This window comes from Streptococcus sp. ZY171113 (genome assembly GCF_057748235.1).
Window position 1 is genome coordinate 44,282 of record NZ_CM173243.1, and the last position, 16,196, is coordinate 60,477.

Genomic DNA, 16,196 nt, shown 5'->3' on the forward strand with positions numbered 1-16,196 from the left:
ACCGTCAGTACAAGCCACAAGGCTTTGCCTAGATTTGTATCGGAAAAATATCCCTAGTTCAGTTTGTGGAGCTTGGCTCTAAAAACCTAATCATTAGACGGCAACCATTATGACGGTAAACGATGAAAAGGTGGTGCATAACTCATGCTATCTTTGCGAGAAATCACGGAAGATAACTTCTTTGATTGCTTGGACTTGGATCCGGGTCCATCTGGACAAGGCCATGTGGATTCGGTTCAGTATTCATTAGCAGAAGCCTGGTCTAACCGGCCCTACTCTTATCCCAAAGCCATTTATCGAGGTGAGGATTTGGTTGGCTATGTGTCGCTATATATTGAGAAGCAACATGGTCAGATTATCAATTTCTTGATTGATAAAGCTTATCAAGGAAAAGGACTGGGGAAAGAGGCTGCTCGGCTGTGTCTGGATTATTTCAAGACGGAGCATGGAGCAACTGTGGCCAGCCTACCCGTTCATCCTGAGAATGTTCAGGCAAAAGCATTTTGGGAATCCATCGGTTTTCAAGAAACAGGTAGAAAGGATGGCAGTTACAGCATCCTAGAATGCCAATTAACCTAACTTGACCGAAATGTCACTAAACTAGAATATAAAGATTAACCAGCGAGCGAATGCGAGCTAATTCAATGCTCTTAGGAGGCTGCGACGGGAGGCATAGAAAATCGATAATATTTTCTATGCCGAGCTAGTGCAAATCATAGGCAATTTCTATGAAAAATTGCCGTTATGATTTGCCTTGCGTCCCTGCCACCTAAGAGAACCATAAAAATAAAAGAAATAAAAAAATAAGAGGTAATACACATGTCTAAAATTATCGGTATTGACTTAGGTACAACTAACTCAGCTGTTGCAGTTCTTGAAGGAACTGAGAGCAAAATCATCGCTAACCCAGAAGGCAACCGCACAACCCCGTCTGTGGTGTCTTTCAAAAACGGTGAAATCATCGTGGGTGACGCGGCGAAACGTCAAGCGGTAACTAACCCAGACACCATCATCTCCATCAAGTCTAAGATGGGGACATCTGAAAAAGTAGCTGCTAACGGCAAAGAATACACGCCACAAGAAATCTCAGCCATGATTTTGCAATACCTCAAAGGTTACGCAGAAGATTATCTTGGTGAGAAAGTAACCAAGGCGGTTATCACCGTTCCTGCCTACTTCAACGATGCCCAACGTCAAGCGACTAAAGACGCTGGTAAAATTGCTGGTCTTGAAGTCGAGCGTATCGTCAACGAGCCAACCGCTGCTGCTTTGGCTTACGGTTTGGACAAGACCGACAAAGAAGAGAAAATCCTGGTCTTCGACCTTGGTGGCGGTACCTTCGACGTGTCTATCTTGGAATTGGGCGACGGTGTCTTTGACGTCTTGGCCACTGCTGGTGACAACAAACTTGGTGGTGACGACTTCGACCAGAAAATCATCGACCACTTGGTGGCTGAATTCAAGAAAGAAAACGGCATCGACTTGTCAGCTGACAAGATGGCCCTCCAACGTTTGAAAGATGCGGCTGAAAAAGCTAAGAAAGACTTGTCAGGTGTGACATCGACTCAAATCAGCTTGCCGTTCATCACTGCTGGTGCTGCTGGCCCACTCCACTTGGAATTGACCCTGACTCGTGCTAAGTTTGATGAATTGACCTTTGACTTGGTAGAACGGACTAAAGTTCCTGTTCGCCAAGCCCTGTCAGATGCAGGTTTGTCAGCGTCTGAAATTGACGAGGTTATCCTGGTCGGTGGTTCAACCCGTATCCCTGCCGTTGTTGAAGCGGTTCGCAAGGAAACTGGTAAAGAGCCAAACAAATCTGTTAACCCAGACGAAGTGGTTGCCATGGGTGCTGCTATCCAGGGTGGTGTGATTTCTGGTGACGTTAAGGACGTTGTTCTCCTGGACGTTACCCCATTGTCACTGGGTATCGAGACTATGGGTGGTGTCTTCACTAAACTCATTGACCGCAACACCACTATCCCAACTTCTAAGTCACAAGTCTTCTCAACAGCGGCTGACAACCAACCTGCGGTGGACATCCACGTTCTCCAAGGTGAGCGTCCAATGGCTAACGATAACAAGACCCTTGGTCGCTTCCAACTGACTGACATCCCTGCGGCTCCTCGCGGTATTCCTCAAATCGAAGTAACTTTCGACATTGACAAGAACGGTATCGTGTCTGTTAAGGCTAAAGACCTTGGTACACAGAAAGAGCAAACCATTGTCATCAAGTCTAACGACGGTTTGAGCGAAGCTGAAATTGAGCGCATGATGAAGGATGCTGAGGCTAACGCCGAAGCTGACGCTAAGCGTAAGGAAGAAGTTGACCTTCGTAACGAAGTTGACCAGATGATTTTTGCAACTGAAAAGACCATCAAGGAAACCGAAGGCAAGGGCTTTGACACTGAGCGTGATGCTGCCCAAGCTGCTTTGGACGAGCTTAAAGCTGCCCAAGAAGCTGGTAACCTTGACGACATGAAGGCGAAATTGGAAGTCCTCAACGAGAAAGCTCAAGCTCTTGCTGTGAAAATGTACGAGCAAGCTGCCGCTGCCCAACAGGCTGCTGCAGGTGCAGAAGGTGCTGCCCAAGCTAATCCAGCTGGTGACGACGTTGTGGATGGTGAGTTTACTGAAAAGTAACGCACCAATAGTGATTGTTGCTTAAGTAACTAATCAATGAACGCCAATCGTTATTGGGCGACTTGCTAGGTGCCTTACTAGACCTTTCGAACGCTTATTATCGAACCGTTCAAAAGGTCGTCGTATCTGTGCAGCTGATTTCTGTTGTTGAACCTAAGAACACTCAAACCAGAGGTTGAACCCCAGCCTCTGGTTTTCGGGTAAAAGAAAAATGTTCCAACCAAATGTGGTTATAGTTCTGCGATGGCGAGCGGAGCGAGCCCCAAAAGATACTTTTCGCTGTGGTCAGAGTGAGATAAGCGTTCGGCTTATCTCACGAGGGGACTGTTGAGACTTTAGGCTCAACAGTAAGGAATGGAACGCCTTTGGCGGTCGCTTCCGTCCCCACCACCTAAGAAAAGTATCAATAAAAAAACCGAAAGGTAAAAAAATGAACAATCAAGAATACTACGACCGTTTAGGCGTTTCCAAATCGGCGTCGCAGGACGAGATTAAGAAGGCCTATCGGAAATTATCCAAAAAATACCACCCAGACATCAACAAAGAGGCTGGGGCGGAGCAGAAATACAAGGACATCCAGGAAGCCTATGAGACCCTGGGTGATGAGCAAAAGCGTGCCAGCTATGACCAATTCGGGCCAGCAGGAGCTGGTGGTGGTTTTGGCGGCGGTGGTTTCGGTGGCTTTGATGGCTTTTCTGGCGGTGGGTTCGGCGGCTTTGAGGACATCTTCTCCAGTTTCTTTGGCGGCGGTGGCGGCTCACGCAACCCCAATGCCCCGCGTCAAGGCGATGACCTCCAGTACCGGGTTAACTTGAGCTTCGAAGAGGCCGTCTTCGGTACGGAAAAAGAGGTCAGCTATCAACGTGAGGCCTCCTGCGGCACTTGTAGTGGCTCGGGCTGTCGCCCTGGGACTAGCCCTGTTACTTGCGGTCGCTGTCATGGTTCTGGGCAAATTGCGGTGGATATGCAGACCCCGTTGGGCATGATGCGTCGTCAGATGACCTGTGATGTCTGTCATGGCCGTGGCCAAGAAATCAAAGACCCTTGCCAGACCTGTCGAGGAACTGGGCATGAAGCTAAGTCTCATAAGGTTTCGGTCAAAATCCCTGCCGGTGTGGAAACTGGTCAGCAAATTCGTTTGCAAGGTCAAGGTGAGGCAGGTTTCAACGGTGGCCCTTATGGTGACCTTTATGTTGTCGTAACCGTTCAAGCCAGCGATAAATTTGAACGTCAGGGGACAACCATCACCTACAAGCTGGACATCAACTTTGTTCAGGCAGCTCTAGGTGATACGGTGGATATTCCGACCGTTCATGGCCCTGTGGAGATGGCTATCCCAGCTGGAACCCAGACAGGCAAGACCTTCCGCCTGCGTGGTAAGGGAGCTCCTCATATCCGTAGCGGTGTGGTGGGTGACCAGTATGTGACCATTAACATTGTGACTCCGACCAAACTCAACGACGCTCAGGTGGCCGCCCTCAAACAATTTGCGGCAGCCAGCGGTATCTCAGATGTTCACCCTAAGAAAAAAGGTTTTTTTGACAAGGTCAAGGACGCCTTTGAGGAACTCTAAGACCCAGCTCTGCTATTTTCCCAAAGCCCTAAGGGGCTTTTTCTGGTCTAAGGTAGGGCATGACTTTTTTCTGAAAATGTGGTAGACTAAAAGGGCAGTGTGTAGCCAATCGAGGCTTGACCACTCGAATGAGGTAACTAAAAATGAAAATGAAACAAATCAGCGATAGCACGCTGAAAATCACCATTAGTTTGAATGATTTAGAAGAGAGAGGCATGGAACTGGCTGATTTTCTCATGCCCCAAGAAAAGACAGAGGACTTTTTCCATTCGGTCTTGGAGGAGTTGGACTTGCCAGACCACTTCAGAATGAGTGGCATGTTGAGCTTTCGGGTGACGCCCAAGCAGGACCGAGTGGACATCTTTGTCACCAAGTCTGAGATGGCCACAGACTTTAGCATGACGGACATGTTTGATATGGACGAGATGCGGCAGTTACCTGCGGAGGAACTGATTGAGCAGATGGGGCGTTTGTTTGAAGAAAAAGGCGATAAACCTGCTCTCAAGCGTCTAGAAGAAGCTGAGCAGGCTGAGGAAGCACAAGAACTTGAAGAAGAACAAGAGACCATGGACTATGTGCACTATGTGTTGACTTTTGAACAGTTGACGGATGTGGTGGCTTTTTCAAAAACGGTGAATTACCCTGTTGAAGCGTCTGAGCTCTACAAGTATCAGGATGGCTACCAGTTGACTGTCTTGCTCCATGTGGCAGGCAAGGACAGGGTCTATCCTAGTCAGGTCTATGCTCGGATTTTAGAGCATGCCAAAGAATCACGTTACACTAGAGCTCATTTGAGAGAGCATGCCATCCTCTTGCGGGAGGGGGATATCCTGTCGGAGCTGGCGGGATTGCGGGGTTAAGGCATGGCAGTTTTAACTCTTGAATTTATCCTGCTCTTGGTTGGGACCAGTTTTTTGACTGTTGTGCTGACCCCCTTGGTGCGGTCTTTGGCGTTTAGGGTCGGGGCAGTTGATTATCCCAATGCTAGACGGATTAACCAGAAGCCCATGCCAAGTAGCGGCGGCCTGGCGATTATCTTTTCCTTTTTGGTCAGTGCCTTGTTTTTCATGCCAGGCTTTATGCCTCCTCATCCAGGGGGAGTGACCTACTTTGATTACATCTTGCCAGTTGCTCTCGGCGGCGTCTTGGTTGGCTTGACGGGCTTGCTTGATGACGTGTATGAGTTAAGACCTGTTTACAAATTAGTCGGAATGCTTCTGGCGGCTGTACTCGTTTATGCCTTGACGGATTTCCGATTTAGTAGTTTCAAGTTGCCCTTTGGTGGTCCCTTGTTGGTCTTTGATCCTTGGCTAACAGCCATTCTCACCATCGTTTGGATTATCGGGATCACCAATGCCATCAATTTCCTGGATGGTTTGGATGGTCTGGTGTCAGGTGTGGCCATGATTACCCTTTTTTCCTTGGGTTTGGTGTCAAATTTCTTTTTATACGATACAGATATTTTTCTGACCTTGACCATCTTTGTGTTGATGGCAGCGATTCTAGGTTTTTTCCCTTACAACGCTCATCCTGCCATTATCTATTTGGGTGACACGGGTTCGCTCTTTATTGGCTTTATGATAGCAGTTCTCTCGCTTCAGGGCTTGAAAAATGCCACGGCTGTGGCCGTGGTCTCACCAGTCTTGATTTTGGGGGTTCCTATTGCGGATACGGGCCTGGCTATTATTCGACGCCAGCTATCTGGTCAAAAATTTTATGAGCCCGATCGCATGCACTTGCACCATCGCTTGTTAGCCATGGGCTTCACTCATCGTGGTGCGGTGTTTGTGGTTTATGCCATCAGCTTTGTGTTTGCCCTAACAGCCGTTTTGCTCAATCTATCCAGTCGTTTGGGTGGCATCTTGCTGTTGTTGGGTGTTCTGTTCGGTATCCAAATCTTGGCAGAAACCCTAGGAATTCTCGGTAAGGACAGAAAACCCTTGATGTCTGCTCTGCGATTTATCGGAAACAGTGACTACCGTCAGGCCCAGCTGGCTCGTCGCAAGGCCAAGCGGCACAAGAATAACTAAGTAAGAAGTCCTCTGTCGAGGGCTTTTTCACTTTTGTTGTAACTTTTTTGAGTTTGACGGGTCTAATATAGGGAAGGCGCTAGAAAGGAGGTGGCTTGGTGTTTGATGAGCTTTACGAGCGTTACAAGGCTGATGTTTACCGTTTTTTGCTCAAACTCTGTCGCTATGACCATACCCTGGCGGATGAGCTGACCCAGGAGGTCTTTTTGAAGGTTTACCTCAATTTGGACAAGTTTCGCGGGGACAGTCAGTTCAAGACCTGGCTCTTCACCATCGCCAAGAATACTTTCTTGTCTGCGGTCAGTAAACCTCAGCTAGACCAGGTGGATTTGGAGGTTTTAGACCTCTTGGCTGATGGTCGGGACACGGTTCAGCAACTGGAGCAGGCAGAGCTCATGGAGCGGGTTTTGGAGCAGGTGTTTGACTTGCCCGAAACCATGCGGTTGGTCTTTATCGCTCGGGTTTACACAGATGACAGCTACGAGCAGATTGCTGGTGACCTGGGGATTTCCCTATCCTCGTCTAAGGTTCTCATGTACCGAGCCAGGCAGCAGCTCAAAAAACGATTGAAAGAGAGGTACGGTTATGACCTATGATTGCCAACTGATTGAAGATTTGTTGCCGGCCTATCTGGACGGCACCCTAAGCCCGACGAGCCGAGAGCTGGTTGAGGCCCACTTGGGCAGCTGCGAGGGCTGTCAGGCCATGTTGGCGTTTTTGGAAAAAGAGCAGAGCAGGTCTCTGGAGGCTCGTCAGGGCTACGAGCGGTCAGTGACCAGCTGGTCTCAACGCCTGAAAAAGCACCGACGGATTATCAAGCTCTTGGTGGGGACAGGTTTGGTTCTGACGACCCTTTTGGGGTCTGCCCTAACCCTCTTGGTCATGACGTCTCCGTTTGGCTATGTGGCGGCGGATTTGGGGGACTATGGCCGTAGCAGCAAGCAGATTGAGGCCTACCTGGACCAGGGCAAGCTGCCTAGTTTTTTGCCCCGCCAGGCTGAGGACATCGCCCTCATCTTTGAAGACAAGGGTGCCCTCATCAATGGCAAATTTCACCTGTCTGCCCAGGCGGCTGAGGCGGTCAAGAGCCAGCTGCAGGTGGCCAGCGTTGTTGATTTGGTAGCGACAGCCGAGGTTATCCCAGGCTATTTCAACGGGGTCAAGGAGACCTTGGAAGGATCGCCTGCGGGCGCCAGCTATTTTCAAGACACCGCCTTCGTCTATGTTTTTATGACAGATGGCACCATTTATTATTACAGCAAATAAGGAGGCTTTATGCTTAAAAAAGGATTGACTGGCCAGCAGTTGAAGCTGATTGGCTTGGTCTTGATGGTCTGTGACCATGTTCACCAGATGTTTTACTATGCGGGCGACTTGACCTGGCTCAGTATGCTGGGGCGGCCAGTTCTGCCCCTCTTTCTCTACCTCTGTGCGGAGGGTTACGCTCATACTAGGTCCAAGCGGGCCTATGCCCTACGGCTCCTGCTCTGGTCAATGGGCATGCGGGCAGTGACCCTCTTTGTCCAGCAGGCCTTTCCCATCACAGCCCACTCGGTGGAACTCATGAACAACGTCTTTGCGACCATGTTTGTGTCGGTCTTGCTCATGATGGCGGTGGATGCCTTTCGGGCCAAGGCTGTTCTCAAGGGTCTGGGTTTGCTTGCCCTGCCCTTGTTGCCTCTCCTCATTATGTTTCCCCTGCTACAGGCGGATCAGGTGGATTTGGCCCGTGTTTTTGTTCTGTTTCCGAGCTACCTGGCTGTAGAGGGTGGACCTGTTGCGGTTATTCTAGCCCTGCTCTTTTACCTTTTCCGTGGCAAGCGGCTTTACCAGTACCTGGCTTTGGTGCTTGTTGCCATTTTGAACCTTGCTTTGGCTCTGCCGAGTGGTTTTTCTGCCCTCTTTACCACTAAAATCCAGTGGCTGATGATTGGTGTCCTGCCCTTACTCATGCTTTATAATGGGCAACGGGGCCAAGGCAACAAGTACTTTTTCTACGTGTTTTACCCCGTCCATATCTGGTTGCTCTACCTGCTGGCCTATTACCTGCTGGCTAGTGGCGTCATTAAATAAAATAGAGGTTGGCTTGGCCAACCTCTATTTTGGATTGAGACACAAAAAAAACAGACCCTTAGGTCTGTTAGGATGCGGAGGAAGGGATTTGAACCCTCACACCCGATGGGCACATGCGCCTGAAGCATGCGTGTCTGCCGTTCCACCACCTCCGCAGGTGATTACTTTACTATATTACACGATTTTGAGTAAAAAAGCAAGACCCTGGGGCAATTTTTTTTCAGAAAGGGGGTTGGGGTTTGGTGGAGGGAAAAACAACTGATCGCTCTGCCATTTCCCCTAAGGAAAAGCCATGGGCTGAGTGGTAAAACCAAGGGGCTTGTGGTATAATGAAAGGGAAGCTCTTGAGTAAATGGAGAATTTTATGGCAACTTGGGAAGAACTTTACAAGCAATCAAAGGATTTATATAACCCTCATGAGGTCAGTCCCTTCATCTACTCCCACCATGTGGTGGCGGCTCTTGAGGCTGAGAATGGTCAGGTCTTCACAGGGGTCTGTTTTGAGGCGACGGCTGGTGTCCTTCACCTCTGTGCAGAGCGAATGGCTGCGGTCAACATGTACATGGCTTCTGGCCAGACCAAGATTAAAAAGATTTTGGCCTACCGCAACCAACCACCCTATGGTGGCGGAACGGGCATGCCCTGTGGCGCCTGTCGGGAGTTTTTAATGCAGTTGTCTGCAGAAAATGCTGCGACAGAAATCATGCAGGACTATGACCGAGGGGAGACCATTACCCTGGGTGAACTCATGCCCTATTGGTGGGGTGAGGACCGTTTGAAAATGGATTTATAGAAGGAGAAACTTATGGCAACTTACAATCACAAAGAGATCGAACCTAAGTGGCAGGGCTACTGGGCGACCAACCACACCTTTAAAACAGGCACAGACAGCAGTAAGCCTAACTTTTACGCTCTAGACATGTTCCCTTACCCATCTGGGGCTGGTCTCCACGTGGGGCACCCAGAGGGCTACACGGCGACTGACATCCTCAGCCGTTACAAGCGGGCAAAGGGCTTTAACGTCCTCCACCCAATGGGTTGGGATGCCTTTGGTCTGCCTGCCGAGCAGTACGCTATGGACACAGGCAATGACCCTGCTGACTTTACAGCGGAAAATATTGCTAACTTCAAACGCCAAATCAACGCCTTGGGCTTCTCTTACGACTGGGACCGTGAAATCAACACGACGGACCCAGACTACTACAAGTGGACCCAGTGGATTTTCACCAAGCTCTACGAAAAAGGCCTGGCCTACGAGGCTGAAGTGCCTGTAAACTGGGTGGAGGAGCTGGGAACCGCCATCGCCAACGAGGAAGTCCTGCCAGACGGGACCTCTGAGCGGGGCGGCTACCCAGTTGTCCGCAAGCCTATGCGGCAATGGATGCTGAAAATCACCGCCTATGCTGAGCGTTTGCTCAATGATTTGGAAGACCTGGACTGGCCAGAGTCCATCAAGGACATGCAACGTAACTGGATTGGCAAGTCGACAGGTGCCAACGTGACCTTCAAAATCAAGGACACCGACAAGGATTTCACCGTCTTCACCACCCGTCCTGATACCCTCTTTGGGGCGACTTACGCCGTTTTGGCGCCTGAGCATACCTTGGTTGACGAGATTACGACAGCTGACCAAGCTGAGGCTGTGGCCGAGTATAAACGCCAAGCCAGCCTCAAGTCTGACCTGGCTCGTACTGACCTCAACAAGGACAAGACCGGTGTTTGGACAGGTGCCTACGCCATCAACCCAGTCAATGGCAAGGAAATTCCGATTTGGATTGCCGACTATGTGCTGGCCAGCTACGGAACTGGAGCCATCATGGCCGTTCCTGCCCACGATGAGCGGGACTGGGAGTTCGCCAAGGCCTTCGACTTGGAGATTATTCCTGTTCTTGAGGGTGGCAATGTGGCTGACGCCCCTTACACCGAGGACGGTGTCCACATCAACTCTGACTTCCTAGACGGCCTCAACAAGGCTGACGCCATTGAAAAAATCGTGGCCTGGCTGGAAGAAAAAGGTGTTGGTTCTGAGAAAATCAGCTACCGCCTCCGTGACTGGCTCTTCAGCCGCCAGCGTTACTGGGGTGAGCCAATTCCGATTGTCCATTGGGAAGACGGTACCAGCACGGCTCTGCCTGAGAGCGAGTTGCCCTTAATCTTGCCAAAAACCAGCGACATCAAGCCGTCTGGAACAGGCGAGAGCCCATTGGCCAACCTGACCGACTGGCTGACCGTGACCCGTGAAGACGGGGTTAAGGGCCGCCGTGAAACCAACACCATGCCCCAATGGGCGGGTTCCAGCTGGTACTACCTCCGTTACATTGACCCGAAAAACAATGACAAGTTGGCGGATGAGGACCTGCTCAAAGCTTGGTTGCCAGTTGACATCTACATCGGTGGTGCCGAGCACGCCGTGCTTCATCTGCTCTATGCCCGCTTCTGGCACAAGTTCCTCTACGACATCGGTGTGGTGCCGACCAAGGAACCCTTCCAAAAACTCTTCAACCAGGGCATGATTCTGGGCACCAGCTACAAGGATGGCCGCGGAGCCCTTGTTGCGACCGACAAGGTTGAGAAGCGTGACGGTAGCTTTTTCCACACGGAAACGGGTGAGGAGCTCGTGCAATTGCCTGCAAAAATGTCTAAATCCCTCAAGAACGTGGTCAACCCTGATGACGTGGTGGACCAGTTCGGGGCCGACACCCTGCGGGTTTACGAGATGTTCATGGGGCCGCTGGACGCCTCCATCGCCTGGAGCGAGGAAGGTCTGGAGGGCAGCCGCAAGTTCCTGGATCGGGTTTACCGTCTGGTGACCACCAAGCCGCTAGTTTCGGCAAATAGCGGAGCTTTGGACAAGGTCTACCATGAGACCGTGAAAGTGGTGACTGAGCACATCGAGGAGCTCAAGTTCAACACGGCTATTGCCCAGATGATGATTTTTGTCAATGCCGCCAACAAAACGGACGACCTCTTCATCGACTACGCCAAGGGCTTTGTTCAGTTGCTTGCCCCATTTGCACCGCACTTGGGTGAGGAACTCTGGGCACAGGTAACAGGTTCAAGCGAAGGCATCTCTTACGTTGCTTGGCCGACCTACGACGAGACCAAACTTGTTGAAGACGAAATCGAAATCGTTGTCCAAATCAAGGGCAAGGTCAAGGCCAAACTCAAGGTCGCCAAGGACCTGAGCAAGGAAGACCTGGAAGCCGCAGCCCTGGCCGACGCCAAGGTCCAAGCCGAAATCGCTGGCCAAACGGTTGTCAAAGTCATTGTAGTGCCGAATAAACTGGTAAATATTGTGACCAAGTAATCGAAAAAATCCGCCTTAAGTGGCGGATTTTTTTGCTAGTCTTCTTTTACGACTTCCACGCAATAGTTGGTTTGGTGACAGTGTGGACAGCTCAGTTTTCGAGTGCGTGGTGTGTGTCTACCGAACAGAAAATTCTTAAAGCTAGATTTGAAAGTCTGGTGACAGAGTGGGCAGAGTAAGCTGATTTTCTGGTAATAGTTCCAGATCCAATAAAAGATTGCTCCAAAATAGAAGGTTATAGCTGGGAAAATGAGCCAAGTCTGTTGACTGATTTCTATAAAATAGGCCAGCCCAACAAATAGAAGGATAACAGGCAGCAATTTTAGGAACTGTTTACCTGCAAACCGACGCCAATTAGAGTTTTGTTTCATGGTTAGAGAAATGCCAGGAAGTTGATTTAGGGGAATCGGCTGGCCTTTCTGAAGTCCTTTTCGCAAGACGTGAAGTTCTTGGAGCTTGTCCGCCTGCTCCTGGGTAGCTTTTTCCAAGGAAGCGATGTGGCTGTCCAAAAGGGTTGTCAGGACAGCAGTCGCTTCTTGTTCACCAAACAACTCCTTGATTTGTGTCAGTGAAAAGTCCAGTTCACGAAGGTAGCAAATCAAGCGGAGTTGTTCCAAGTCTTCCTCTGTGTAGAGCCTGCGACCGCCCTCAGTCCAGTCAGACGGACTGAGCAGGCCCTTCTTATCATAGAACTGCACGGTGCGAACAGTGACCCCAGCAGCCTTGGCCAGTTCACCTGTGGTATAGTGTGACATTTCTTTCACCTCCTTTCTAAGTATAGCTTATCATGTGACCTTGGGTCATGAGCAAGCCCTGACCTTAGGGGATTTTTTACTTTTTTTCATTTTAACAAAATACTTGGTCCAATGGCAAGTTGACGGCAAGTTGACAAGGGTGTCAACTTGCTTGTTGGGAGTTAGTGATGACATCAGGATGGCCTCATGACATCTTGTTATGGAAGATAACATCATTTTGAGCTGATTTTCCTTGTCTCTGACCCTATAAAGGGATAGAATAGGAGCATAAGGAGGTGTTGAGATGAGGATTTCAGAAACCTTGAAGCAGCTTCGCTTAAAGAATGGCCTGACCCAGGCTGAATTAGCCAAGGAGCTTCGGGTGTCACGCTCTGCTATTGCCCGCTGGGAATCTGACGCTGGTGTGCCTGATATTGGCAATTTGATTGCTATTAAGGAGAGATTTGGTCTGAGCTTGGATGAGTTGGTTTTCGGGCATCAGGAAACGACAGAGACTTTTCTTCGCTTACAAGAAGAAAAGCAATGGTTTGAGCGGTTGCGTTGGACCAGTGTTCGTTTGGTGGCTCTTGCTCTAGCCTTGGTGGTGTTTACCAATGAGCTGTTTAGGGCGTCGTGGTTAATTCAGCTGAGCTTTGCTTTGATTGCTTTTGCCACTTTGCTGACAAATCGTTTTATTAGCCGTCGTTTGCAGGACTTGGTTCCCAAGGGGAACAAACCACTTGTCCGACAGCAGTACGCTTATGCCCTGATGTTTTTATTGTTGGTGATCATTGGCAGCTATCGTCTTGCAACGGTGGCAGATGGTTTTTCAAAACTGGTTGCAGGTCTGGTCGTCTTGGTTTCCCTTATTTTTCTTGCCCTCTGTTTATGGGGGATTAGGTTTATTAAAAATGATTAGTTCTCTTATTCTGATTAACAGGCCGCCTTCTCGGCGGTCTGTTTTGTGTTATAATGGAAAAAATGAGTTTGAAAGGAAAACACAATGACAGAATGGTTTGCGATTGGAGATGTGCATGGCTGCTATGAGCAGTTAGAAGACCTGCTGGCCAAGTGGGACAAGAGCCGCCAGCAGCTGGTTTTTATGGGAGATTTGATTGACCGAGGGCCTGATTCCAAGGCCTGTTTGGAGCGGGTCTGCCAGCTGGTGCGTGAGGAGGAGGCGGTCTGTTTGACGGGCAACCACGAGTGGATGTTCCTGGCCTATCTGGACAACCCCCAGGACCGCTACGGTCACTACCAGCGTAACGGCGGGGATAGCACCATCAACTCCCTCTTGGGTCGCCCCCTGGACGCTGAGGTGGATCCGGTCACCGATGCGGCGGCGATTTTGGGGCAATATGCCGAGCTGATTGAGCAGGTGCGGAACTTCCCTTACCTGTACGAGACAGACCATCACTTTTTCGTTCATGCGGGCTTGGACTTGACCTTGGAGGATGTCCGTGAGACGGAAGATTATGACAAGGTTTGGATTCGCAAACCTTTCCATGACGGCGACAATAAAACAGGCAAGACCATCATTTTCGGCCACACGCCGACCAAGTCCCTCTTTGAGAGCCCTGTGCCGACCAGTAAGATTTGGCAGACGGCTGATGGCAAGCTAGGTATTGACGGTGGCGCTGTTTATGGGGGTGTCCTTAATGGAATCGTCCTGACGGCTGAGGGCCCTCAGCGGGCCTATCAGGTCGGTCGGCAGGTTTTCGGGAGTGACTTTTAGCTTGTCGTGACATTTTTCTAACCTACCCGTCATTCAACATCAGAAGGACAGTATTTTCGTCCCGCAATCGTGTTTTTGAACACGTCAAACGCATGAAGAAAACGAAGATTTCAGAAAACAATTTTTCAGAGAAGAGTTGCACTTTTTAGATGAAAATTTTGGTATAATTTCCGTGAGATGAATAGAATAGTACCGATTATCGAGGTATTTTCAAGAACATTTCTGAAAAATGCATGTAACTCAAAAAGATAGTTTCATGCATTTTCTTCATGCATACGGCGTGGTTCTTGAGTGTTTTTTGTTGATACAGAAAGCGTTTTCCGTCAGAATGAAAATGTAAAGGTCATGAAGGAGGGATGAAAAAATGACTCCTAAACGAATCTATCAACTATCTGTTATAATAGGCTTATTATGGGATATTCTCTTGCTTATGGCCTTGCCCTTGGTTGTCCCAGTTTACTTTACTGTGACACTAGTCACCTTTGGTTGTTATTTAATCTTATTTCTCTATTGCTATCATAAGGGTTATCAATTGGGTCAACTGTTGGCGTTTCTGTCTGTCATTTGGCATGTCATCTATTTTATCTATCTATTCAGTTTTATGTTTGCACTTTAGGTCATGCTACTAGTTGCATGATTTAACGTCGAGCTTGCAAAGGCGATGGCTCAAGATGACAGAGATAAGACCTGGTCAAAAAGCTATTATGGAGGGGATGACTGGGGGTCTTGCTCCAGCTTATGGGAATTGCTGTGATGAAAAACTGAACGACAGAATTGACAGAGAAGCGGGGGAACTCGCTTCTTTTTTCTCTTGTTTACCGTTTACTTTTTGCTTGAAAAGGGGTACAATAGAAGTAACATTTCTTATATCAAAAGGAGCTAACATGGACATTCGGACAGCAGTTGTGGAACGCATTGACGGTCAGGACATCAGTCAGATTACCCTGACCAACGACCGAGGAACTCAGGCCAGTTTTCTGACTTTGGGGGCAACTTGGCAGAGCTTTTTCTTGCCGCAGGCAGACGGCAGCTTGAAAAATTTGGTTCTGGGCCACGAGTTGCCGAGTGAGTATTTGGCCAACGGCATCTGTGCAGGTCAAACGGTAGGTCGGGTGGCTGGCCGCATTAAGGCTGGTCAGGCGACCATCGGTGAGACCAACTACCAGTTCCCTGTCAACAACAATGGCAACACCCTCCACGGAGGGCCAGCTGGTCTTCATCGCCAGAACTGGGAGTTTGAATTGGTGGAGTCAGCAGACCAAGTTGGGGTTATCTTTACCTATCGGGCTAAGGAAGTTGTGGATGGTTTCCCTGGCGATGTGACCATCTCAGCCCATTACAGTCTGGACAACCATGACCGTCTGACTGTGACCTATGAGGGCTACGATGGCACGGTTGACACCCTTTTTAACCCGACCAACCATGTTTATTTTAATCTAAGTGAGGCTGCTGATTTAGAGGGGCATGAGCTCTTCATCGCTGCCAACGACAAGCTCGAAACAGACGAATTTTTGATTCCGACAGGAAGACGGCTTGATGTGACGGGAACACCCTATGATTTCCGCCAAAGTCGAGACGTCATGACGGCGGTCCACCAAACGGGGGGGCTGGACGATGCCTTTGAGGTGGCGGTGCCGGCTGGTAATCCGGTAGCGATTTTGACCCATGAGGCCAGCGGTCACCAAGTGACCCTCTATTCGGAACGCAATGGCCTGGTGGTTTACAGTTTCAACTGGCCAGAGGAGGGCGTGGTCTTTGAGCGGAGTGGCGGTCGGACCAACACCAAGCACGAGGGCCTGGCTTTGGAAGCCCAGTTCCTGCCGGATGCCATCAACCAGCCTGATTTTGGCAACATTGTCCTCAAGGCGGGCGAACGCCTTAGTTACGCCATTACTTACGCTTTTGAACGCTGCTAAGTTGAGCGGTCCCCCTCACAAGAGGGGGGATTTTTTAGTGAGTTGGCTAGGCTGGTGAGAATTGCTTTGTTTTCAAGAAAGTTTCTAAAAAAGTTTATGAAAAAGTTTCGGGAATTGTCTTCGGGCGAAGGTCCTGCTTTTTTAGCCACGCCAAACGCATGAAGAAAACGACGATTTCAGAAAAC

14 protein-coding genes and 1 tRNA gene are annotated in these 16,196 nt (G+C 49.5%); 13 read left to right on the forward strand and 2 right to left on the reverse strand.

Features of this window, described 5'->3' with window-relative positions:
- The first annotated feature begins 144 nt into the window (after positions 1-144).
- The 8 genes from AC3ARB_RS00300 (at position 145) to AC3ARB_RS00335 (ending at position 8,319) form a co-directional block, all read left to right on the forward strand.
- Complete coding sequence (locus AC3ARB_RS00300; protein WP_488320605.1) at positions 145-579, forward strand: GNAT family N-acetyltransferase; 435 nt, start codon at positions 145-147, stop codon at positions 577-579.
- 240 nt (positions 580-819) lie between these two features.
- Positions 820-2,643 (forward strand): molecular chaperone DnaK, encoded by a 1,824-nt coding sequence (gene dnaK, locus AC3ARB_RS00305; RefSeq protein ID WP_488320606.1) that lies wholly within the window; start codon positions 820-822, stop codon positions 2,641-2,643.
- A 430-nt stretch (positions 2,644-3,073) separates the two neighbouring features.
- Positions 3,074-4,216: a molecular chaperone DnaJ gene (gene dnaJ, locus AC3ARB_RS00310; RefSeq protein ID WP_488320607.1), complete on the forward strand. Its 1,143-nt coding sequence runs from the start codon at positions 3,074-3,076 to the stop codon at positions 4,214-4,216.
- Between the two features lie 143 nt (positions 4,217-4,359).
- Positions 4,360-5,076: an adaptor protein MecA gene (locus AC3ARB_RS00315; protein WP_488320608.1), complete on the forward strand. Its 717-nt coding sequence runs from the start codon at positions 4,360-4,362 to the stop codon at positions 5,074-5,076.
- 3 nt (positions 5,077-5,079) lie between these two features.
- The gene (locus tag AC3ARB_RS00320; protein WP_488320609.1) at positions 5,080-6,246 is read left to right on the forward strand and encodes a glycosyltransferase family 4 protein; all 1,167 of its coding nucleotides are present in this window, start codon (positions 5,080-5,082) and stop codon (positions 6,244-6,246) included.
- A 98-nt stretch (positions 6,247-6,344) separates the two neighbouring features.
- Positions 6,345-6,842, forward strand: a complete 498-nt coding sequence (locus tag AC3ARB_RS00325; RefSeq protein WP_488320610.1) for an RNA polymerase sigma factor — start codon at positions 6,345-6,347, stop codon at positions 6,840-6,842.
- Positions 6,832-7,512, forward strand: coding sequence for a zf-HC2 domain-containing protein (locus AC3ARB_RS00330; RefSeq protein WP_488320611.1), 681 nt, complete (start codon positions 6,832-6,834; stop codon positions 7,510-7,512). Before AC3ARB_RS00325 ends, AC3ARB_RS00330 begins: the two co-directional genes overlap by 11 nt.
- A 9-nt stretch (positions 7,513-7,521) precedes the next feature.
- Positions 7,522-8,319: a TraX family protein gene (locus AC3ARB_RS00335; RefSeq protein ID WP_488320612.1), complete on the forward strand. Its 798-nt coding sequence runs from the start codon at positions 7,522-7,524 to the stop codon at positions 8,317-8,319.
- A gap of 73 nt (positions 8,320-8,392) precedes the next feature.
- On the opposite strand, the gene AC3ARB_RS00340 is transcribed toward AC3ARB_RS00335, so the two are convergent.
- Positions 8,393-8,474: transfer RNA gene (locus tag AC3ARB_RS00340), tRNA-Leu, on the reverse strand.
- Positions 8,475-8,683: 209 nt separating this feature from the next.
- On the opposite strand from AC3ARB_RS00340, the gene AC3ARB_RS00345 reads away from it, so the two are divergent.
- Positions 8,684-9,112 carry a cytidine deaminase family protein gene (locus AC3ARB_RS00345; RefSeq protein WP_488320613.1) on the forward strand — a complete coding sequence of 143 codons (429 nt, stop codon included), beginning with the start codon at positions 8,684-8,686 and terminating at the stop codon, positions 9,110-9,112.
- 12 nt (positions 9,113-9,124) lie between these two features.
- A complete protein-coding gene (gene leuS, locus AC3ARB_RS00350) occupies positions 9,125-11,626 on the forward strand; it encodes a leucine--tRNA ligase (RefSeq protein WP_488320614.1) in 2,502 nt (833 codons plus the stop codon).
- Between the two features lie 35 nt (positions 11,627-11,661).
- Here leuS and AC3ARB_RS00355 read toward each other — a convergent pair whose 3' ends face one another.
- The gene (locus AC3ARB_RS00355; protein WP_488320615.1) at positions 11,662-12,381 is read right to left on the reverse strand and encodes a MerR family transcriptional regulator; all 720 of its coding nucleotides are present in this window, start codon (positions 12,379-12,381) and stop codon (positions 11,662-11,664) included.
- 283 nt (positions 12,382-12,664) lie between these two features.
- On the opposite strand from AC3ARB_RS00355, the gene AC3ARB_RS00360 reads away from it, so the two are divergent.
- The 3 genes from AC3ARB_RS00360 (at position 12,665) to AC3ARB_RS00370 (ending at position 16,011) form a co-directional block, all read left to right on the forward strand.
- Positions 12,665-13,279, forward strand: a complete 615-nt coding sequence (locus AC3ARB_RS00360) for a helix-turn-helix domain-containing protein (protein WP_488320616.1) — start codon at positions 12,665-12,667, stop codon at positions 13,277-13,279.
- 84 nt (positions 13,280-13,363) lie between these two features.
- Positions 13,364-14,095 carry a metallophosphoesterase family protein gene (locus AC3ARB_RS00365; protein ID WP_488320617.1) on the forward strand — a complete coding sequence of 244 codons (732 nt, stop codon included), beginning with the start codon at positions 13,364-13,366 and terminating at the stop codon, positions 14,093-14,095.
- A gap of 884 nt (positions 14,096-14,979) precedes the next feature.
- A complete protein-coding gene (locus AC3ARB_RS00370; protein WP_488320618.1) occupies positions 14,980-16,011 on the forward strand; it encodes an aldose epimerase family protein in 1,032 nt (343 codons plus the stop codon).
- Positions 16,012-16,196: the final 185 nt, after the last annotated feature.